Below are 21,199 nucleotides of genomic sequence, written 5' to 3'. Positions count from 1 at the left end.
CGTAGCAGCCCTGAGGATTACCCTTGGGTTTTCAGGACTGCTGCGCAGCCCAACGCGGGACAAGCCCGCTCGCCACATCGAAATCACCAATCATCAGCAGGCCTACCTCAAAACCCGACCGTCGCCGAGACCAGCCAGGTACGCGGCGTCGACAGGGTCATCCCGGTAGCCGTCCCCTCCGGCACGTTAGCCGACGCCCAGTAGGTTTTGTCCAAGACATTCTCCACACTGGCGCGCAATGTCACGTCCTTGTCGCCCAACTTCAGCGCATAGCGCGCCCCAAGGTCGTAACGCTGCCACGCATCGAGCTTCTGGGTGTTGGCAACGTCCAGGTACTGGCTGCCGGTATGGATCATCCGCGCAGTCAAGGTCAGCCCCTGCACCGCCGGCAAATCCCATTCAACGCCCAGGTTGGCATTGACGATTGGCGCGCCCACCGCCCGCTTGCCGTCGTTGATGCCCCCGTTGGTGCGCGTCTGCGTGGCGTCGAGCAGCATGGCGCCGCCCAGCACCCGCACGCCATCCAGCGGTTCACCGAACAGGTTCAGCTCCACCCCTTGGTTGCGCTGCTCACCATCGTCGCGCAAGAAGTTCTGGCTGTCGGTGTAGTACATCGGCCGCTCGATGCGGAACACGCTGAGCGTGGTGCTGAAACGGCCCATGTCATATTTGGCACCCACTTCAAGCTGCTTGCTGCGAAACGGTGCGAATATTTCGCCCTGATTCGCGGTAGTTTCCCCGGCGGTCTGCCCTTGGGTCAGGCCTTCCATGTAGTTCATGTACAGCGACAACTGCTCGGTGGTGCGCCACACCAGGCCCATGGCCGGTGAGGTTGCGCGTTCGTCGTAACCCGGCTTGGGTTTGCCGGCCGTGGTGCTGTCCACCTCGACCCGCTGCAGGCGTACACCCAAGGTCAGCAGCACAGTGTCGTCGGCAAAGCTCAGGGTATCGGCCAGGGCTGCGCTGGAAAGCACGGTTTCGGTGTGGGTAGGGTCGTCCGGGTCGGTCACGCGGGCTGGGGCCGGCAGCGTGACCGGGTCGTACAGGTTGCTGACCCCGGAGGCGTAGCTGGCGCCGGTGTTGTCAAAGGTCAGCTCGAAGCGGTTCAGGCTCATGTTCAGGGTGTGGCCGACAGCCCCGGTGTTGAACCAGCTACGCGCGCCCACAGTGGCGGTGCGTACATCTTCCTCGCGCTGGAATGCCCGCGGAGTCACGCTGAAACGCCCCGCATCGTTGCTCAGCACCACGGCGTGACGCATGAAATCGTAGTCGCCCTTGCGGGCGCCCACCGCGCCGTAGACCATCCAGTTGTCGCTGACATCGTATTCGCCACGCAAGGCACCGAAAGTGTCCTTGGCCCGCGCGTAGGTCCAGGGCTGGGCGAAGTTGTGGTGGACGTCCTTGGCATCCGGGACCTTCAAGCCACGGGCCAGGCCCACGCGTTCCATGGTGCCATCGACATCTCGCTCCTGGCGGCCGACATCCAGCGACAGCCGGGTACGCTCGCCGCGCACATCAAAGCCCAACACCGCAGCTTCACGCTCCAGGCTTTGATGGTCCCATTCGGTGTCGCCGGACTGACGCAAGGCATTCAGGCGCAGGCCAAAGCGCTGGTCTTCGCCAAAACGCCGCCCCACATCGAGGTGCCCGCCACCTTGGCCGGTCGAGGCGTACAGCGCGGTGAACTCCGTCAGGGGCGTGTCACTCGCGCGCTTGGGTTCGATGTTCACCCCACCGCCCACGCTGCCGTTGGGCGCCAGGCCGCCGAGCAGGGCGCCGGGGCCTTTGAGAATGTCCACCCGCTCGACCATTTCCATGTCGATCGAGTACGTCGGCAGCACGCCATACAGCCCGCCGTAGGCGACGTCACTGTTGTAGAGGCTGAAGCCGCGTACCGAAAACTGCTCGAAGCGCCCGCCCGATGGGTTGGTGGTGCGCACCGAGGGGTCGTTGGCCACGGCATCGGCCAGGGTCCGCGCCTGCTGGTTCTGCAGGGCTTCGCTGGTGTACGAAGTCATGTTGAACGGCGTCTCCATGAAGTCGCGCTCCCCCAGCAGGCCCTGGTTGCCACGCCGGGCCACCTGGCCGCCGGCATAGGCATCGCTGGCAAGACCGACACCTTCGCCATTGATGGTGGTACTGGGCAACTCATGGGCGCCGTCGGCAGGCTGTGCCTGGCGCATCAGGGTGTAGCTGCCCTGCCCGGCAGGTACCAATTGCAAGCCCGAGCCTTGCAGCAGCGTCTGAAAGCCCTCTTCCACGGCAAAGTCACCGCGCAGGCCAGTGCTGCTGCGCCCTGCTACCAACGCCGGGTCCACCGACAGGCTGACCCCGGCCTGGCCAGCGAAACGGGTCAGCGCGCTGGCCAGGCTGCCGGCGGGCACATCGAAGCGGCGCTGGCTGGCATCCTCGGCCCAGACGGTACCTGGCAGTCCCAGGGCGATCAATAGCAATGGCGTGGACAGGGGGCGAAAAAGCGTGGGCAGGGACATCCGGAATGCTCTTGTTGAGGGAGTTATGCCCTGAATGACAAGCGAGTTGGAAAAAGGGGACGGGGGTTGCGGATTTTTTTGCCGGTGATCTGCACCGGCCTCATCGCAGGCTGTCGCCAGCTCCCACCAAGACTGCGCCGGACTGCGAAATCGGTGCCTGACTCAAACCCCGTGGGAGCTGGCGACAGCCTGCGATGAGGCCAGTGCGGAACTGCGCAAAATCATTGGGCCTCCCAAGCTGCCCAGCAATTGCGGGTTACGAGGCCACGCGCTCAGAATCAGGCGCCAGCGACACCCAATAGCGCGTGCGGTACCTCACCTGCAACGGCAAGCTGGCGGCCAACAGGGCGAAGATGCGATCGGTGTCATCCAACTGGAACGTGCCCGTAACCCGCAACCGCTCCAGCGCCGGGTCCCAGCGCAGCAGGCCAGCCCGGTAACGGCGCAGCTCGCGCAGCAGTTCGCCCAACGGCTGGTTGTCGGCCATCAGCAAGCCCTGTTGCCAGCCGGGCACCAAGGCATCGAACGCCTCGGTAGCGCGTATACCACCTGCGGAAAATTGCGCCCGCTGGCCAGCCGCCAAGCGCCTGCTGTGCCCTGCCTGCGGCACCAGTTCGACCTCGCCGCGGCTGACCGAAACCACACACAACCCCGCGTCCAGCCGCACGCAGAAATTCGCCCCCCAAGACCGCACCAGGCCTTGGCCGGTATGTACCTGCAAAGGCCCCCTGCCCTGCACCGCAATCTCACCCTCAAGCAGCTGCAAAACATGGCGGCCCTGCTCGAAATCAAGGTTCACGGCAGTGGCGGTGTTCAGTTGCAGATAGCTGCCATCGGGCAGCGTCAGGCCGCGACGCTCGCCGGTAGCGGTGCGCAAGTCGGCGCGCCAGTTGGCCACCGGCAGTTGCCGGTAACCCAACCAGGCGAGCGGCGCCAAGCTGCCCAACGCCAGCGCCTGGCCAAGCAGCCGGCGGCGGTCGAGCATGGGCCGGTCAAGGCAGGCGGCGGCCAGCGGCGCGGGCACCTCGGCAAAGCGTTGGCGGAGCATTTCGGCCTTTTGCCACAGCGCCTCATGGGCCGCGCTGCGCTGGCGCCAACGGCCCAGCTCGGCGGCCTGCTCGGCGCTGAAGGCCCCGCTATCCTGCAGCGCCAGCCACTGCGCCGCTTCGCGGGCCAGTTGCCGGGCGGACGAGGCGCCGCTCAAAGGTCCACCAGCAGGCAGTGCTCGTAGGCCTGGGCCATGTAGCGTTTGACCGTCCGCTCGCTGACCTGCAGCCGCTCGGCAATGCAGGCGTAACCCAGGCCTTCGAGTTGCGACCAGAGAAACGCCCGGCGCACCGGGCGCGGCAGGCCGTCGAGCAGCTCATCGAGCGCCTGCAAGGTTTCCAGCAGCAGCCAGCGTTGCTCAGGCGACGGCACCTGCGCCTCGGGCAGGTTGGCCAACGCTTCCAGATAGGCCCGCTCAAGGTCACGGCGTTGGTAATGGTTGACCAGCAAGCGCCGGCCGACCGTCAGCAGATACGCCCTCGGCTCGCGCAGGCTGGGCAAGGTGCGCGCCTGCTGAGCCGCGAGCACGCGTACGAAAGTATCCTGGGTAAGGTCGGCGGCAGCCCAGCTGTCGCCCAAACGCCGCTGCAGCCAGCTGTGCAGCCAGCTACGGTGTTCGCGATAGAGGGCATCGACCGGGGTATTACTGGCCGCGCAAGGGTTGGTCATCAGGAAGGCACACGCGCTTGACGTAAATGCGACTGATTCTAATTTGTTGTCGCGCGTGTGCCAAGTGGGGTCAGAGCGCGACGCCTGGCATCAAGTCGTAAGGGTGCTGCCACCCCTTGAGCGCTTTGATTCGGTCCTTCCAGGCCTCGATGTGGACGAACTCCTCCAGCGCAATGCCAGTGTCTTCAGGCATGAAAACGTAGCCTGCCAGCGACAGGTCGGCGATGGTCAAACGCCCACCGACCATGAAAGGCGTGTTTGCCAGATGGGCATCGACGATGCGATAGGCGGCCGTGGCCCGCTCGCGCAGGAAGCGGGTAACGTCGGTTTCACCGGATTCTTTGAGGCAATAGATAAAGCGCAGCGCCGCGTAGTAGGCGGTGAACTTGTGGTTGTCGAACAGCATCCAGCGCCAGATTTCGCGTTTTTCTGCCGCATCGCGCGCGCCGAACTGGCCGGTGTGTTCGGCCAGGTACTCAAGAATCAGCGCGGATTGGGTCAAGGTCTGGCCGGCATGTTCCAGCACCGGCACCTCACCCTGCTCGTTGACCTGCTCGCGCCAGCTCTGCTCGCGGGTCTGGCCGTTGAAGAAATCGACGAACAGCGGATCCCAGTCCTGTTCCGTCAGTTCAAGCATCAGGGCTGCCTTGTAGGCGTTACCCGATTCAGCGAAGCAATGCAGTTTGAACTCGGACATGGATCTTCATCTTCCTTTGAAGGCTCATTCGGTTTTAGTGCAGCCATGCCAGCAGACCACGTCGGGTGTTAAAGGGTCAATGCAGGCTTGGCGCAATAAAACCGAAACGCCCCCAGGCTTTACAGCAGTGTCGCGCGCAATGTGCGGGCTGCGGCAACCATGTTCACCAACGCAGCCTCCGTCTCAGGCCAGGCCCGAGTCTTGAGGCCGCAGTCAGGATTGACCCACAAGCGCTCGGCTGGAATGCGCTGCGCTGCCTTGGTCAGCAGCTTGACCATGTCGTCCTTGCTCGGCACCCGTGGCGAGTGGATGTCATACACCCCTGGGCCAATTTCGTTGGGGTAGTCGAACTTCTCGAAGGCCTCCAAAAGCTCCATGTCCGAGCGCGAGGTCTCGATGGTGATCACGTCCGCATCCATGGCGGCGATGGACTCGATCACATCGTTGAATTCGCTGTAGCACATGTGCGTGTGAATCTGGGTTTCGTCACGCACCCCCGAGGCGCACAGGCGGAAGGCTTCGGTGGCCCACTCAAGGTAGGCTGGCCACGCGCTGCGCCGCAGAGGCAGGCCCTCGCGAAACGCCGCTTCATCGATCTGCACGATACGGATGCCAGCGGCCTCAAGGTCCACCACCTCGTCGCGAATCGCCAGGGCCAGTTGCCGGGCTTGCACCTCACGGGTCACATCCTCGCGCGGGAAGGACCACATCAGCATGGTTACTGGCCCCGTCAGCATGCCTTTCATGACTTTGTCGGTCAGGCCTTGGGCGTAGCGGATCCACTCCACGGTCATCGCGTTCGGGCGGCTCAGGTCGCCGAAGATCAGCGCAGGCTTGACGCAGCGCGAGCCGTAGCTCTGCACCCAGCCAAAGCGGGTGAACGCATAGCCATCGAGTTGCTCGGCGAAGTACTCGACCATGTCGTTACGCTCGGCCTCGCCATGCACCAGCACGTCCAGCCCCAGGTCTTGCTGAATCTTGACGGCGTGGCGGATCTCGCTGTGCATCGCCTCGGTGTAGTCGCCCAGGGTCAGCTTGCCTTGCTTGAACGCCTGGCGCGCCAGGCGAATCGCCGAGGTCTGCGGGAACGAGCCAATGGTGGTGGTCGGGAAGGCAGGCAGGTTCAGGCCGGCGCGCTGCTTGGCGATGCGTTGGGCGAAGGCCGAGTTGCGCTGGCTGTCAGCCGGCTTGATGGCAGCCACGCGCGCTTGCACGGCAGGCTTGTGAATGCGCGGCGACGCCGCACGGCTAGCCTGGACGGCGCGGCTGCGGGCAAGCGCTGCCAGTACATCTGGCGCTTCAGGCTGATTGACGGCCTTGGCCAGCACGGCAACCTCCTGGCACTTCTGCACGGCAAAGGCCAGCCAGCTTTGCAGTTCGGCATCAAGCTTGTCTTCGCGGGCCAGATCCACCGGGCTGTGCAGCAATGAGCAGGACGGCGCCACCCACAGCCGCTCGGCCAGGCGCTCGGCGGCGTGGCGCAGCACATCGGCGGCCTTTTCCAGGTCACAGGCCCAGATGTTGCGGCCATTGACCAGGCCCAGCGACAGCACTTTGTAGGCCGGCAGCCGGTCGAGAATGGTCGGGTACTGCTCAGGCGCGCGCACCAGGTCGATATGCAGGCCATCGACAGGCAGATTGGCGGCCAGGCCAAGGTTCTCTTCGAGCCCGCCAAAGTAGGTGGCGATCAGCTTTTTCAGCGGCGCACGCTGCAGGATGTTGTAGGCTCGCTCGAAGGCGTTCTTCCAGTCCTGCGGCAGGTCGAGTACCAGAATCGGCTCATCGATCTGCACCCACTCCACACCCTGGGTTGCCAGGCGGTTGAAGATTTCGTCGTACAGCGCCAGCAGGCGGTCGAGCAATTCGAGCTTGTCGAAGCCCGCACCTTTGCTCTTGCCCAGCCACAGGTAGGTCAGCGGGCCAATGATCACCGGCTTCACCGCATGGCCCAAGGCATGGGCTTCGTCGACCTCTTCGAAAAGTTGCTCCCAGCTCAGGGCGAAGTGCTGATCGGCGCTGAATTCTGGCACCAGGTAGTGGTAGTTGGTATCGAACCACTTGGTCATTTCCTGCGCATGGGCGCCGCCACAGCAACCGTCGGTGTCGTTGGCCCCACGGGCCATGTCGAACAAGGTTTGCAGCGTCGGCTTGGCGCCTTCGGGGCGTTGGAAGCGTTGCGGCACCACGCCGAAGGTCAACGAATGGGTCAGCACCTGGTCGTACCAGGCAAAGTCACCAACCGGCAGCAGCTCGATGCCGGCGTCCTTCTGCGCCTGCCAGTGGCTTGCCCGCAGTTCACGGCCAACCTGGCGCAAACCAGCTTCGTCCAGTTCACCCGTCCAGAAGGCCTCAAGGGCTTTTTTCAGTTCGCGGTCGGCGCCAATACGTGGGAAACCGAGGTTGTGTGCCAGTGCCATGTTGTTCTGTCGCTCCATCGAGTCATTCAATGGCGACCATTCTCTGCAAAGCTTTCTAATGAGACAAACTCATATTATTTGATAGCAATCGTAGTTTTGCTCATGTTCAAGCGCAGTGTTGCAAATCGCAACTTGCTATCCTGTCGCCCATCCCCTGATCAATCCGGAGACCTTGATGCTTGGCGCCTTTGAACGACGGCTAGACCCCTTCCCACCCGACGAGGCCCCGCCGCCGCCCATGGGGCTGTTTCGCTTCCTGTGGGCCTGCACCCGCGGAGCGCGCGGCTATATCCTTGCCTTTGCGCTGCTGAGTGCTGCAGTGTCGGTGTACGAGGCCTGGCTGTTCGCCTTTCTCGGCCAGGTAGTCGACCTGCTGTCCACCTGGCAGGCCGGCGGCGCGGCCGATGGCCAGGAGCAGCGGGTGCTGTGGGGCATCGGTATCGTGCTGGTAGTCAGTATTGCCCTGGTTGCATTGCGCACCATGGTTCAGCACCAGGTGCTGGCGATCAACCTGCCGCTGCGTCTGCGCTGGGACTTCCACCGTTTGATGCTGCGCCAGAGCCTGTCGTTCTTCTCCGACGAGTTCTCCGGGCGCGTCACCACCAAGGTGATGCAGACGGCGCTGGGCGTGCGTGAAGTGCTGTTCACGATGATCGAGATCATTCCGGGCATCGGCGTGTATTTCATTGCCATCATTGCCTTGGCCGGCGGCTTTGCGCTCAAACTGATGCTGCCGTTTCTTGCCTGGCTGGCGCTGTTCGGCCTGGCCATGCTGTATTTCGTGCCGCGCCTGGGCAAGGTCGGCCAGGAGCAGGCCCACGCGCGCTCGTCGATGACCGGGCGTATTTCTGACGCCTACACCAACATCACCACGGTGAAGCTGTTCTCCCACTCAAGGCGCGAGGCGCATTTCGCCCGCGCGGCCATGGAAGACTTCAAGCTCACCGGCTTTCGCCAGATGCGCCTGGTCAGCCAGTTCGAAATCGTCAACCAGGCGCTGGTGGTGGGCCTGATCATGGGCGCCGGCGGCTACGCCTTGTGGCTGTGGCACCAGGGCCAGGTCGGCACCGGTGCGGTGGCGGCAATCACTGCCATGGCCCTGCGCATCAACGGCATGTCGCACTGGATCATGTGGCAGATGACATCGCTGTTCGAAAGCATCGGCACCGTGCAGGACGGCATGCAGACCCTCACCCGCGGCCCCAAGGTGCAGGACAAGCCAGACGCAGCCTTGCTCGAAACCCGTGGCGGCGCCGTGCAGTTCGACAACGTGAGCTTCAACTACAACGGTGAGCGCCAGGTGCTCGATGGCCTTTCGCTGACTATTCGCGCTGGCGAAAAGGTCGGGCTGGTGGGCCGTTCAGGCGCTGGCAAGTCGACGCTGATCAACCTGCTGCTGCGTTTCTACGACGTTGACAGCGGCAGTATTCGCATCGACGGGCAGAACATTGCCGAGGTCACCCAGGACAGCCTGCGCAGCGCCATCGGCATGGTCACCCAGGACACCTCGCTGCTGCACCGTTCGATCCGCGACAACATCGCCTACGGCCGCCCCGACGCCACCGATGCGCAGATCCAGCGCGCCGCCGCCAACGCTCAGGCCGATGGGTTTATCAACCAGCTCAGCGACAAACAGGGCCACAGCGGCTACGACACCTTGGTCGGTGAGCGCGGCATCAAGCTTTCCGGTGGCCAGCGCCAGCGCATCGCCATTGCCCGGGTAATGCTCAAGAACGCGCCGATTCTGCTGCTGGACGAAGCCACCAGTGCGCTGGATTCGGAGGTCGAAGTGGCGATCCAGGAAAGCCTGGACGAAATGATGCAAGGCAAGACGGTGATCGCCATCGCCCACCGGCTGTCGACCATCGCCGCCATGGACCGGCTGATCGTCATGGATGAAGGGCGCATCATCGAGCAAGGCACCCATGCCGAACTGCTGGGCCGCAATGGTACTTATGCGCGACTGTGGCAGCACCAGAGTGGTGGGTTTCTGGGCGAGGACCAAGGGGTGGTTGAGGGCGTTGAATAGCGGTGTATTCGGACTTCACAGATCTTTGTAGGAGCGGCCGCGTGCCGCTCCTACAAGCAGTGGCTTACTTGAATAGCCCACGCAACCACGTCCACAAACCCGGTTCCGGCTCGCCGTTGATCTGCCTGCGATGCCGCTGCCAGTCTTTCCAGCAGTCCTCGGGCACGACATCGACGTACCCCAGTTCGTGGACCATCTCCACGCCGGCCGAAAACGGCACGGTCATGCACATGGCCTTGTTGCACAATTGGATCACTTCCGCTTCCACAAGCGGTGCGCCCTTTTCTTGTTCGGCGCGCTGGAGCACAACCCTGAGCGGGGGCACGAACACAATGCAGGGGTGGTTGTCGGGGATCATGAGTCCTTTCACTTATTGGCGGCGTTGAACAACCATCGCAGCAGCAATGGCGCAAGCCGGCGATGTTGGCGTGGCGCCTGTTCCCCGTCAAGCAAGCAACGCTCGCTTCAAATCACTTTCAACGCCCGACCAATAAACTTCACCGGCCCAGTCGGCCTTCCAGTTGGCGAGCCACCTGCTTTCTCCAGGGTCAGCTCGAACAGCTGGTTCGGCTCCAGGGGCGGCAAATCCTGCTGCGGTACCCGATACTGCTGCGCAGGTTTGACCAACCCCAGCGATACCGGCGCCCGCCACTGCTCGCCCTTGGTCCAGAACTGCAACACCATGCCTTCGGGCACCTGGTCCTGGCCCAGCGGAATCAGCTCGATGTTGCGCGCATCACTGGCTTGCACGACCCAGCCGGCGGCATTGTCACCAGGCGCCACCAGCACCACCAGATAACGCGGCGCCGGAGCTTGCTGGGTGAGCAGCAACACCGCCAGCAGCAGGCTGGCAGCAAGCCCTGCGGCGCTTGCGCCCTGCCACAGCGCCAAGCGCTGCCACCAAGGCGTGCGCGGCACCTGCTGCTGATGGCCGAGGCTGCGCTCGATACGGCTCCACAGCCGCGGGCTGGGGGGCTGCGGCGCGGCATGCTCGGCAAGCGGCAACAAACGCTGCTCCCAGGCATCGACAGCGGCCTGCAACGCAGGGTCGTGGGCCAGGCGTTGCACTACCTCGGCCTGCTCGTCAGCCGCCAAGGTGCCCAGCACATACTCGCCCGCAAGCGTCTGCAACGCTTCGGGGTCTTTGCTTGCAGAACCCTGGTTCATGCCATGCACTCGCGCAGGGCCTGCAGGCTACGCTTGATCCAGGCTTTGACCGTACCTAGCGGCGCGCCCAGCAAAGCGGCGATCTCGGCGTGGCTGCAACCATCGACATAGGCATGCAGGATGCAGCGCTGGGGCGCCGGTTGCAATTGCTCGACGCAGCGGTTTATGCGCGCAGAACCCGTCCACAACTGAGGCTCGTCAAAGCCTGCGAAAAGACTGGCCACAGCCGTTACCTCGTGGTCATCCAATGGCGTCTCACGCCGGGTGTCGCGTACAAAGTTCAGCGCCAGGTGGCGGGTGATGCTGTAGATCCAGCCTCGTGCCGAACCGCGCGCTGGGTCAAAACTGGCGGCGCCCGTCCAGATGCGGATGAACGCATCGTGCAGAATGTCTTCGGCGGTGGCGTGATCCCGGGCGATACGCCGTGCAACGCCAAGCAGACGCGCGCCCTCGTGGTCATAAAGTGCCTGCAACGCTCGCCGGTCGCCCTGCGCGCAGGCAGCCAGGCATACCTGGAAATCAAATGGGGGGGCCGGCAGGTTCAATACGCGCACACTCCTTGGGCGGCAACTGATGCCCCGGCGGTTGCGCCGGGGCATGCCGAGGAGCGTAGATGATTAATCAGCGCGCAGTGGCCAACGCCGTCACTTGGCCGCCCAGAACACGTAGTCAGCCTGATACTTGACCACCTGCTGGGTCCCCTTGCTCTGCGCTGTGCAGCCGCTCGCGGGTGCTACCCCGCCCTTGGTCGCAAGGCGCTGGATGTAGCTTACGGCCTGCATCGCGCCCTTGCCCTCGGCCGGGTTGGCCTTGACCAGTTGGTACGGCAAGTCGGCCTTGGCCGCAGGCGCTACGGCCAGCTGCGTGCCGGTGACCTTCGAGCCGTCCTTGGCCTGCCAAGTCGCAGGCGGGCCGAAATAATCGCCCACGGCCTTGCCGCTGCGGTCGTTGAGCACGGCTTTGGGGCCGACGAAGACCCATTCGGTCTGGCCGGGCATATTGGCCTTGTCGCGGCATTCGTAGGTGATCTCACCGACCCCGACGGTTTCCAGCATGATCCTGTGCCCTTCCGGTACTTTGACCGCATCGGGCACGGCGGCCTGGGCGTGGGCGCTTTGCTGGGCGAGCGCAACGAGCAAACCGGTAGCGAGCAGGTATGGGGCGAATGTGCGGGTCATCGCGAAACTCCTGGCAAGTTAGGGTGAGGCGGTAATACACCGCCTGACTATCACTACCCACCAGCAGCCCAACTGGATGCAAAAAAGTTTTCGGGCTGCGCAATCAGCTGTTGCCGGCCTCTACCACCCCGCGTGCACGGCCCAGGCAATTGGTCAGGTGCAGGCGCATCGCCGCGCGCGCAGCGTCGGCGTCCTTGCGGGCAATCGCGCTGTATACCTGCTCACGTTCGCGCACCTGCATGGCATCACCTAACGCCGGCACCGCCTGCTCACCCGCCGCCACCAGGGTATTGCCCAGGTGGGTCATGCTGTCGATGAAGAAGCTGTTACCCGTGCACTGGGCTATTTGCAGATGAAACGCAAAGTCGGTGCGGGTGCAAGGCGCTTGCTGCGGGTCGTGGGCCTGATCGAGCGCGGCGCGCATGGCCTGCAACTGTTCGGCGCCAGCACGCTGGGCAGCGATGGCGGCCGCTTCCACTTCCAGGCACAGGCGCAGTTCGATGATGGCCACGGCGTTATAGGCGCTGCCTTTGCCGGGGCTGGCGGCCTGGAAATCGCCGGCCGGAATGGCGTCGACCACAAAGGTGCCGATACCGCGCCGGGTTTCCACCAGCCCTTCTGCCTGCAGCCGTGACATGGCTTCGCGAACCACCGTGCGGCTGACCCCTCGCGCCTTGGAAAAGGCATCTTCGGTGGGCAGCTTGGTGCCCGCTGGCAGCTCGCCGGCAAGGATCTGCTGCGACAGGTCGTGGACAAGCTGCTGGGCGAGATTGAGACGTCTATCGGGGGTCGCTGCTGGCATTGCAAAAGGCCATCGATACAGGAAGATGCTCGATTATACCCGCAGCTTTACGCAAAAAAGCCATTATACTGGCCATTGTTCACACTCGAGCAGAACAATGCCGGATCAAACCCCTAGCGCCCTGCAAAAGCCCCGTCGCCTCGCCGAGCAGTTGGTAGAACGCTTCGCCCAGCGCATGCGTGAAGGCACCCTCAAACGCGGCGACAAGTTGCCCACTGAAGCATCGATCATCCAGGCCGAAGGCGTCAGCCGCTCGGTGGTGCGCGAGGCACTGTCGCGCATGCAGGCCGCCGGGTTGGTTGAGACGCGCCATGGTGTCGGCACCTTCGTGCTCGATATGCCGGCGCCAGAAAGCTTCAACGTAGGCCCCGCCACCATTGGGCTGTTGTCAGATGTACTCGACTTGCTGGAGTTTCGCCTGAGCCTTGAGGTACAGGCCGCCGGCATGGCCGCCGAGCGCGCAACGCCGCAGGCGCTCGAAGAGCTCGCCCAGGCGCTGGAGGCGTTGATGCAGGGGCCGGAGAAGTCCGGCAGCACCACCAATGCCGATTTTCAGTTCCACCTGAAGATCGCCAAGGCGGCGGACAACCAGTACCTGATCGACATCATGAAGCACCTGGGCACCAAGATGATCCCGCGTACCCGCATGAACTCCGCCTACACCGGGCAAAGCAGCCGCAGCACTTACCTGGCGGGCATCAATGTGGAGCATCAGCAGATCTTCGATGCCATCGCCAGCCGCCAGGTAGATGCCGCACGCGCCGCGATGTACCTGCACCTGAGCAACAGCCGCATGCGCCTGCGCGAGGCGCAGCAGGTGCAGGCGTTCTACGGGGAGTAAGGCAGATCGGCCCATGGGGCTGCGCTGCAGCCCAATCGCAGGCTGGCGCCAGCTCCCACAGTGATCTGAGCCAGGCCTCAATATCGCGGCTGTGCACGGTCCCTGTGGGAGCTGGCGACAGCCTGCGATGAGGCCACAACAGGCTGGCGCATTTCACTCAGGGCTTGGGCGCAGGCTCTACATCGCTGAAGGCCAACCCCTGGCTATTGCTCACCTGCCATGGATTGGCGCCGGTAGTTTCGCTGAAGCGCAGGTTGTCGAAGCGTGAATCCTTCAAGCCCTCGATCTTCACCGGCGCCGGCCCACTGAAGCGTACCCGCTCGAACACCAGGCCCTGGTGGAAGGCATTGTGCTCGCTGTCACCCTTGACCTCGATTGCCGCCGTGCCTGCGTTTTCCACGCTGACATCGCTGACGTTGATATCGCGGAACTGCCCCGCCACCGTCGAGCGCTTGTAATCGAGCTTGGCGTTGGGGTCGTTGTAGTCCAAGGTGAAGATGAACGCCTGCTTGACCGTGTTGCGGATCGCCGAATCGCGGAAGGTCACATGCCGTGCGCCGCCGCCCATGAAGTTGGTGCTTTTCATGCGCAGGCCGGCATCGGTGCCGTCCGACACATTGTCCTCGGCCAGGATGTTCTGAATCCACGCCCCGGTGTGGCTGCCCGCAACCACCATGCCATGGCCCTTGCGGAAGTAGTTGTTGAAGATCCACGCATCTTCCTGGGCTTTCTGATGCACCGCATCGGCGCCAGTGCCGGCGGCAAAGTTGACGCAGTCATCGCCGGTATCGAAGAAGTTGTTGAACACCATCGCGCCCCGGCTGTTGGCGAACTCGATGCCGTCACCGTTGTTGGCGTCGTAGGTCTTGTGGGTGGTGTTGGCCAGCACCACATTGCGCGTTTCCAGGTTCATGATGCCGTGGTACGCCGGGTTGAGCACGGTGAAGCCGCCATAGAACACGTTGGTAACATCGCGCAGGGTAATCAACGACGAGCGCATCTGCCCATAGGCGTCCTTGACGTTCATGCCTTCGGCCACCGCCCGCTCGACCTGCGCCTTGGCCAGCACCCCATCGTGCATGTAGCGGGTGTTGTCACTGGGCAGGTAGAACGGCAGTGGCTGGCCGCGCTCGTCGCGCACATCGGCGTTGCGCTTCCAGCCGTTGCCGTCGATGGTGCCCTTGCCGACGATACGGATGTTCTCGAACGCCTGGTGCTTGCGTGGGTCACGGGGCAAGGCGTTGATCAGCGACGCCGGGCGTACGGTGGTGGAATACGGGTACTGGATATAACCGTCGCGCGGGTAGTCCTCGGCCCGTTCAGACCCGAGCAAGGTCGCGCCTTCGGCGATTTCCAGGGTCATGTTGCTCTTCAGGTACAGCGCCCCGCTTTTGTAGGTACCGGCCGGCAGCAACACCTTGCAGCCCACGCTGCAGGCATCGATGGCGCTTTGGATTGCGGCGGTATCGAGGGTGCTGCCATCGCCCTTGGCGCCGTAGCGCTTCACATCGAACAGCGCCGGCACCGGGGTGGTGCGCTGAGCCACGGCCGCGCTTGGTGCAGACTCCTTGCCGTTACGGTCCACCGAACGCACGGTGAAGCGGTATTCGGTGTCGGGCTTCAGGCCTTGGGCGGTGTAGCTGTGGATGGCGATGCGGTGGTGGAAGTTGTGCACGTCCTGCTGGTAGAAGCGATCGATGTACGGCTTGGCCGGCGAGACCTCGCCGTTGTTGGTGTTGCTGCTGCCCAGCAACTTGCCATTGGCGTACACATGGTAGTCGACGATATCGGCGTGGTTAGCGGGCTTTTCCCACACCAGGATGATCTGCTGATCATCGTAGGCCAGGGTTGGCACCTGGACCTTGACCGGGGCTTGTACCGCCCACAGCGGCATACTGCAGGTCATGGCCAGGGTGGCGAGAAGTGTCGGGTTGCGCATGCAGGGTCTTCCTTGTTGTTGTTTTGAACCAATGCGTGGCGTCAGGCGTTCAGCCCTTGATGCTCAAGGTACTGACGGCGGTTGACGAAGGTTTCGCGGGGCATCTGCTGCACATCCACTGACAGCGCCTTGACCTCGGGCAGCAACGCCACCAGCGCCGCCACTACTGCCATGCCGAGGCTGCGGCACTGCTGCTCGGTGCGCCCGCCCAGCACATGCAGGGCGATGTGGACAAAATCATCCTGGCCGGCGCCGCAGCGGTAATGGCTGAAGGTATTCAGGCGGGCCTTGATTTCGCCGGGCTGGAACAGGCCGCTGGCGTCGATGGCGTCGTGCACGGTGCTCAGCAGCGTTTGTTCGCCTACCCGCTGGGCCAGGGTGGTGGGGCAATCGATGGTGCAGTGGGGCATGGGGGGTCCTTGGGCTAGGCGCGGGCGGCCATGGGCGTATCGGCGCTGAAGTCACGGCTGGCTTGCACCAGCATGCGGGTGTATTCATGGCTGGCGAGGTCCTGGCTCAGCGCCTGGCTGTCCAGGCGCTCGACAATGCGCCCCTGCTGCATCACCGCCACTTTGTCACACAGGTGGCTGACCACGCCCAAGTCGTGGGTGACCATCAGGTAGGTGAGTTTCTCGCGCTGGCGCAGGTCAGCCAGCAGGTTGAGGATCTCGGCCTGGACCGACACATCCAGCGCCGAGGTGGGCTCGTCGAGCAACAACACCCGTGGCTGCAGAATCAGTGCGCGGGCAATCGCCACACGCTGGCGCTGCCCGCCTGACAACTGGTGCGGGTAGCGGTAGCGGAAGCTGTCATTGAGCCCGACCTTCAGCAGAATGTCGTTGATACGGTCATCGCGTTCGTCCAGGCCATGGATGATCAATGGCTCGCGCAGCGCCGTGTCGATGGTATGGCGTGGGTGCAGCGAGCCATACGGGTCCTGGAACACCATCTGCACCTTGCGAAAGTGCTCCTTGGGCAGCTTGTGCTGCAACGGCACCCCGCCGATGCTCAGCGCCCCGCTCCAGTGCCGATACTGCCCGGCCAGGCAGCGCAGCACCGTGGTCTTGCCCGAACCGGACTCGCCGACCAGGCCGAACGATTCGCCGTCCTCGACGCTCAGGTTGACGTCGTGCAACACCTGGTTGAGCCCGGCGCCAAGGCCAAAGCTCAGGTTCAATGCATGTGCTTGGATCATGGACATCTCGGTTACCTCAGCAGGTCAGCCACAGGGGGTCGCGTTGCAGCACCGGCAAGCGCGCGCGGCGGTTGTCCATGCTCGGCAAGGCGGCCAGCAGGCCACGGGTATAGGGGTGTTCGGCGTATTGCAGGTCACAGGCAGCCAGCGACTCGACCACCCGCCCGGCATACATCACCAGCACCCGGTCGCAGTAGTTGCGCACCAGGTTCAGGTCGTGGCTGACGAAGATCAGCCCCATCTGCTGCTCGACCACCAACTCTTCAAGCACGCTGAGCACCTGCTGGCGCACTGACACATCCAGTGCCGACGTAGGCTCATCGGCAATGATCACCTCAGGGTTGGTGATCACCATCATGGCGATCATGATGCGCTGGCCCATGCCGCCGCTGACCTCGTGGGGGTACAGGTTGTAGACCCGCTTGGGGTCGCGGATATGGACCTTTTCCAGCATCAGCAGCACCCGCTCACGGGCTTCGCTGCGGCTGGCCTTGTGGTGCGCCAGGTACGCCTCGGCGATCTGCTCGCCCACTTTTACCACCGGGTTAAGCGAATACTTAGGGTCTTGCATGATCATCGAGATGCGCTGGCCGCGAATCTTCTGCATGGCCCGTTCGCCGGCGCCGAGCAGGTCGACATCACCGAACTGCATGGCCTTGGCCGTAATCTGCGCGCTGGCCGGGTGCAGCTTGAGCAGGCTGCGCCCGACGGTGGACTTGCCCGAGCCCGACTCGCCGACGATGGCGAGTTTTTCCTGGCCCAGGCTGAACGACACATCGCGCACCGCGTGCATCACTTTCTTGCCGTTGACGAAGCGCACGTTGAGCGAATCGACATGGATCTTTGGCGTTGACATAGGGCCTCCGGTTATTCGCTACGCGGGTCGAGAATGTCCCGCAGGCCATCGCCCAGCAGGTTGAACGCCAGGCTCACCAGCATGATCGCAGCCCCGGGGACTGCCACCAGCCACCAGCACTCGAGCATGTAGCGCCGGCCGGTGGAGATCATCGCGCCCCACTCCGGCAGCGGTGCCTGCGCGCCGAGTCCGAGAAAGCCCAGGGCGGCGGCGGTGAGGATGATGCCGGCCATGTTCATGGTCAGGCGGATGATCACCGACGACAGGCACATCGGCACGATGTGGCGCAGGATGATGCGGCTCGACGATGCGCCTTGCAGCTCTACCGCCACGACAAAATCGGCCTTGCGCAGCGACAGGGTTTCGGCCCGCGCCAGGCGCGCGATTGGCGGCCAGGAGGTCAGCGCGATGGCCACCACGGCATGTTCCAGGCCAGGGCCGAGGGCCGCAATGAACGCCAGCGCCAGCACCAGGCTTGGGAACGAGATGAAGATGTCGGTGATGCGCATGAACACAGTGTCGATGACGCCGCCGAAATAGCCCGAGACGGTGCCGATGAACAGCCCGATGGGGCCGACGATGATGGTCACCAGGGCAATGATGTACAGGGTGATGCGGGCGCCGTAGACCAGCCGGCTGAAGATGTCGCGGCCATATTCGTCGGTGCCGAACCAATGCGCAGCGCCTGGGGCTTGCAGCGCGTTGGCAAGGTTCTGCACCACCGGGTCGTGGGTGGCGATCCACGGCGCGAAGGCGGCGACCACGATCAGCAGCAGGGCCACCAGCAAGCCGGCCAGGGTCATCGGGTTGCGCACCAGCAGGCGCAATACGCGCAGGCTGCTCTTGCCCAGCGCCTCAAGGCTTGAGCTGGGTGTATCCTGCGGCCGCTTGGCGGCAGTTTCGGTAGAAGACATGTTGGCAATCATCGGCATGTTCTCAAGGTGAAATCATGGCCACCGGGGTGCCCGCAGGCACCGCCGGTGGTGCTCAGCGCTGCTTGTAGACGCCCAGGTAACGGGTGGCCTCGGCGTCATCGCCGGTAAAGCCCTTGATGTCGACGGCACTCACCGCGGTGTCGGTCATCTGCGACACCACCATGATCGGCCCGACCTGCTTGTCGTACAGCTCCTGCGCCTGGTGATACAGCGCCAGGCGCTTGCCGGCGTCCCGTTCGACGCCGGCCTGGTCGATCAAGGTGTTGAGCTGTGGGCTGTAGAACGAGGCGCGCCAGCCCTGGAAGTTAGGCAACCCGGCGCTGTCGCTGTTGTCGGGGTTGTACACGAACGTGCGCAGACTGAAGTACGGGTGCGGATAGCGCTCGGCGCCGCGGGCAACGATCATGTCGAAGTTGCGCGCGCGCATGGCGCCGTATACCTGGTTACCGGTGCCGGTGACGATTTGCGCCTTGATGCCCCCTTCGGCCAGGGTCGACTGCATGCGTGCGGCAATATCGATGAATGGCGGCTCGGACAGCGTGCGGATGGTGGTGGTGAAGCCCTGCGGATAGCCGGCTTCGGCCAGCAATGCCTTGGCCTTGGCGACATCCATCTTGTAGCCAGGGTCCGGCAGGCGCGCCTGGAGCCCAAGCTGCATCGGCTGCTGGTTGAGCTTGCCGTAGTGCGGCATGACCTGCTCGTCGAGGCCCTTGTAGTCGATCAGGTTGCGCACCGCTTCGCGGACTTTCTGGTTAGCGAACTCGGGCTGTTTCATGCTCATGGCCACGTAGTACATGGTGCCGCGTTGCAGCGCCTGCACCTGCAGCTTGTCCGAGCTTTCGATGGCCTTGATGTCGGGCGCCGCCATGCCGTAGGCAAGGTCCAGGTCGCCGCGTTCGAGCATCAGGCGCAGCGACTGCGACTCGGTCATGTGCCGCACCAGCACCCGCTTCATCTTGGCCGGGCCTGCCCAGTAGCCGTCGAAGCGGGTCATCACCAGCGCATCGTTGGCGCTCCATTTGCTCAGGGTGAACGGGCCACTGCCGGCTTCGTTGGTGACCAGCCACGCCGCCCCGAGGTCGTCGTTCTTCTCATGCTTGAGCACCTGTTGGCGGTCCACCACCACGGCGCTTGGCGACACCGCCAGCGAGTCGATCACCAGCAATGGGTCGGTCGGCTGCGGCAGCTCCACCACCAGGGTATGGGCGTCCACGGCGCGGATCAGTTGCTGGATGTTTTCGCTGCTGTAGCCATAGGCCTTCCAGGTGGTGGCCAGGCCGTAGTTGAGTTTCATTACCCGGTACAGCGACCAGGCGACGTCTTCGGCGGTGAGCAGGTTGCCTGAGTGGAACTTGACGTCGGGGCGCAGGTAAAAAGTGATCTGCTTGCCGTCGTCGCTCACCGTCCAGCGCTCGGCCAGTTGCCCAAGGTGCTTGTCCGGGCTGCCGTTGTCGCGCTTGATCAGGGTGTCGTACAGGTTGGCATTGACCCCCGAGGCATCCAGGCCCGGCGCGTTGGCCGGGTCGATGGAGAACAGGTTGACCATGCTCATGCCGACGATCAGCTGATCGGCCGGGGTTTTCGCCTGCACGGCGGCCAGCGGGCCGAGCAGCAGCGCAGTGCCGAGCAAGGCGGTGCGCAGCGGCGGGAATATTGACTTCATGTGGACATCCTTTTTTTTATTATTCGGTGGGCGCCGCTTTGCGCCCCTTCACGGCACCAGGCCGATAGCATCAACGTTGACCGGTTAGCGTGGGAGCGGGCTTGCCCCGCGATGGCTCTGTCACCTTCACCACCGCTATCGCGGGGCAAGCCCGCTCCCACGCTATCCAGCTTCCTATAGGGCAACCCCGATATGTCAGCGGGTTCTTGGGTCGAAGACCTTGTACAGGGCGTCGCTGATCAGGTTCAGCGCCACGAAGATCAGGCCGATCACCAGCACGCAACCCATCACCGCGTTCATGTCGCCAAGCATCAGGCTGCTGGTCAGGTACTGGCCGAAGCCCGGCCAGGCAAAGACGGTTTCGATCAGCACCGCTCCTTCGAGCAGCGAGCCGTAGGCCAGGGCGACCACGGTCAGCAACTGCACGAGGATGTTGCGAAACGCGTGGTTCCACACCACCTGGCGGCGCGACAGGCCCTTGACCCGTGCGGTGATGATGTATTCCTGGGACAGCTGTTCGAGCATGAAGCTGCGGGTCATGCGGCTGATGTAGGCCACCGAGTTGAGGCCCAGAATCAGCGCCGGCAGCACGATATGGCGCAGCGCGCTGCTGAAGGCATCCCAATCGCGGGCAAGCGCAGTGTCGATCAGCAACAGGCCGGTGACCTCATCGACCATACCGTCATAGGCAAGGTCGATGCGCCCTGCCCCGCCTGCCCAGCCGAGCCAGGCGTAGAACACCAGAAGGCCCATCATGCCGACCCAGAAAATCGGCGTGGAGTAGCCAAACAAGGTGATGACCCGCGCCACATGGTCGCCAATTCGCCCCTGGTTACTGGCTGCGACCACACCCAGCGGCAGGCCGATCAGCACACCGAACAGAATCGCCAGGGTGGCCAGCTCGATGGTGGCCGGGAAGACTCGCCTGATGTCATCCAGCACCGGGTGGCCAGTCAGCAGCGCGTTGCCAAAATCGCCGTGCAGCAGGTCATTCAGGTACAGGCCGAACTGGGTCCAGATCGGCTTGTCCAGGCCCATGGCCCGGTACACCTGGTCGTAGGTGGAGCTATCGGCGTCGGGGCCGACCACAGCCAGCACCGGGTCCAGCGGCATCACCCGGCCAATGAAAAAGGTCAGCGCCAGCAGGCCAAGCAGGGTCACCATGACCGTGCCGGCCCTGCGGGCGGTACCTGACACGCGAGTACCCAGCACAGAGGCAGTCGAAGCAAACATAACGGGCTCCTGAAAAAGCGGTCACCGGGGTGCGGGGCG

The 21,199-nt window shown here is 63.7% G+C and carries 19 protein-coding genes; 2 read left to right on the top strand and 17 right to left on the bottom strand.

The genetic code is table 11. The annotated features are described in order from the left end of the window. Positions 1–107 precede the first annotated feature (107 nt). The 5 genes from HU720_RS15100 to metE all read right to left on the bottom strand — a co-directional run bounded on the left by HU720_RS15100 (position 108) and on the right by metE (position 7,322). Positions 108–2,492, bottom strand: a complete 2,385-nt coding sequence (locus tag HU720_RS15100) for a TonB-dependent receptor (RefSeq protein ID WP_186520732.1) — start codon at positions 2,490–2,492, stop codon at positions 108–110. A 256-nt stretch (positions 2,493–2,748) separates the two neighbouring features. Further along, complete coding sequence (locus HU720_RS15095) at positions 2,749–3,696, bottom strand: FecR domain-containing protein (protein WP_186520731.1); 948 nt, start codon at positions 3,694–3,696, stop codon at positions 2,749–2,751. Beyond that, positions 3,693–4,208 carry a sigma-70 family RNA polymerase sigma factor gene (locus HU720_RS15090; protein WP_186520730.1) on the bottom strand — a complete coding sequence of 172 codons (516 nt, stop codon included), beginning with the start codon at positions 4,206–4,208 and terminating at the stop codon, positions 3,693–3,695. Before HU720_RS15090 ends, HU720_RS15095 begins: the two co-directional genes overlap by 4 nt. Positions 4,209–4,278: 70 nt before the next feature. Continuing rightward, complete coding sequence (locus HU720_RS15085; protein ID WP_186520729.1) at positions 4,279–4,905, bottom strand: glutathione S-transferase; 627 nt, start codon at positions 4,903–4,905, stop codon at positions 4,279–4,281. 119 nt (positions 4,906–5,024) lie between these two features. Further along, the gene (metE, locus tag HU720_RS15080; protein ID WP_186520728.1) at positions 5,025–7,322 is read right to left on the bottom strand and encodes a 5-methyltetrahydropteroyltriglutamate--homocysteine S-methyltransferase; all 2,298 of its coding nucleotides are present in this window, start codon (positions 7,320–7,322) and stop codon (positions 5,025–5,027) included. 175 nt (positions 7,323–7,497) lie between these two features. Here metE and HU720_RS15075 point away from each other — a divergent pair, with 175 nt between their 5' ends. Beyond that, a complete protein-coding gene (locus HU720_RS15075) occupies positions 7,498–9,351 on the top strand; it encodes an ABC transporter ATP-binding protein (RefSeq protein ID WP_186520727.1) in 1,854 nt (617 codons plus the stop codon). Between the two features lie 64 nt (positions 9,352–9,415). On the opposite strand, the gene HU720_RS15070 is transcribed toward HU720_RS15075, so the two are convergent. The 5 genes from HU720_RS15070 to HU720_RS15050 form a co-directional block, all read right to left on the bottom strand. Next, positions 9,416–9,709, bottom strand: a complete 294-nt coding sequence (locus HU720_RS15070) for a hypothetical protein (protein WP_186520726.1) — start codon at positions 9,707–9,709, stop codon at positions 9,416–9,418. Between the two features lie 107 nt (positions 9,710–9,816). Next, positions 9,817–10,518: an anti-sigma factor gene (locus tag HU720_RS15065; protein WP_186520725.1), complete on the bottom strand. Its 702-nt coding sequence runs from the start codon at positions 10,516–10,518 to the stop codon at positions 9,817–9,819. After that, entirely contained in the window at positions 10,515–11,063 is a 549-nt protein-coding gene (locus HU720_RS15060; protein WP_186520724.1) for a sigma-70 family RNA polymerase sigma factor, read from the bottom strand. The genes HU720_RS15065 and HU720_RS15060 overlap by 4 nt, the downstream gene beginning before the upstream one ends. Positions 11,064–11,162: 99 nt before the next feature. Then, positions 11,163–11,696, bottom strand: coding sequence for a DUF3455 domain-containing protein (locus HU720_RS15055; RefSeq protein WP_186520723.1), 534 nt, complete (start codon positions 11,694–11,696; stop codon positions 11,163–11,165). A 103-nt stretch (positions 11,697–11,799) separates the two neighbouring features. Then, complete coding sequence (locus HU720_RS15050; protein ID WP_186520722.1) at positions 11,800–12,498, bottom strand: GntR family transcriptional regulator; 699 nt, start codon at positions 12,496–12,498, stop codon at positions 11,800–11,802. A 97-nt stretch (positions 12,499–12,595) separates the two neighbouring features. On the opposite strand from HU720_RS15050, the gene HU720_RS15045 reads away from it, so the two are divergent. After that, the gene (locus tag HU720_RS15045; protein WP_186520721.1) at positions 12,596–13,339 is read left to right on the top strand and encodes a FadR/GntR family transcriptional regulator; all 744 of its coding nucleotides are present in this window, start codon (positions 12,596–12,598) and stop codon (positions 13,337–13,339) included. A gap of 157 nt (positions 13,340–13,496) precedes the next feature. Here the strand turns inward: HU720_RS15045 and HU720_RS15040 are convergent, their stop codons facing one another. The 7 genes from HU720_RS15040 to HU720_RS15010 form a co-directional block, all read right to left on the bottom strand. Further along, entirely contained in the window at positions 13,497–15,278 is a 1,782-nt protein-coding gene (locus HU720_RS15040) for a glycoside hydrolase family 28 protein (RefSeq protein WP_186520720.1), read from the bottom strand. A gap of 41 nt (positions 15,279–15,319) precedes the next feature. Further along, positions 15,320–15,688, bottom strand: coding sequence for a 5-carboxymethyl-2-hydroxymuconate isomerase (locus tag HU720_RS15035; protein WP_186520719.1), 369 nt, complete (start codon positions 15,686–15,688; stop codon positions 15,320–15,322). Between the two features lie 14 nt (positions 15,689–15,702). Then, a complete protein-coding gene (locus tag HU720_RS15030) occupies positions 15,703–16,479 on the bottom strand; it encodes an ABC transporter ATP-binding protein (RefSeq protein ID WP_186520718.1) in 777 nt (258 codons plus the stop codon). A gap of 10 nt (positions 16,480–16,489) precedes the next feature. Next, positions 16,490–17,329, bottom strand: a complete 840-nt coding sequence (locus tag HU720_RS15025) for an ABC transporter ATP-binding protein (RefSeq protein WP_186520717.1) — start codon at positions 17,327–17,329, stop codon at positions 16,490–16,492. A gap of 11 nt (positions 17,330–17,340) precedes the next feature. Beyond that, entirely contained in the window at positions 17,341–18,255 is a 915-nt protein-coding gene (locus tag HU720_RS15020; protein ID WP_186520716.1) for an ABC transporter permease, read from the bottom strand. 61 nt (positions 18,256–18,316) lie between these two features. Continuing rightward, on the bottom strand, positions 18,317–19,927 hold the full coding sequence (locus HU720_RS15015) for an ABC transporter substrate-binding protein (RefSeq protein ID WP_186520715.1): 1,611 nt from the start codon (positions 19,925–19,927) through the stop codon (positions 18,317–18,319). A gap of 195 nt (positions 19,928–20,122) precedes the next feature. Next, the gene (locus HU720_RS15010; RefSeq protein WP_186520714.1) at positions 20,123–21,160 is read right to left on the bottom strand and encodes an ABC transporter permease; all 1,038 of its coding nucleotides are present in this window, start codon (positions 21,158–21,160) and stop codon (positions 20,123–20,125) included. Positions 21,161–21,199: the final 39 nt, after the last annotated feature.

The sequence above is a fragment of the Pseudomonas sp. SWRI51 genome (assembly GCF_014268825.1).
Classification (GTDB): domain Bacteria; phylum Pseudomonadota; class Gammaproteobacteria; order Pseudomonadales; family Pseudomonadaceae; genus Aquipseudomonas; species Aquipseudomonas farsensis.
Note: the sequence above shows the minus strand (reverse complement) of the source record. Positions and strands in the feature narration are given on the sequence as shown.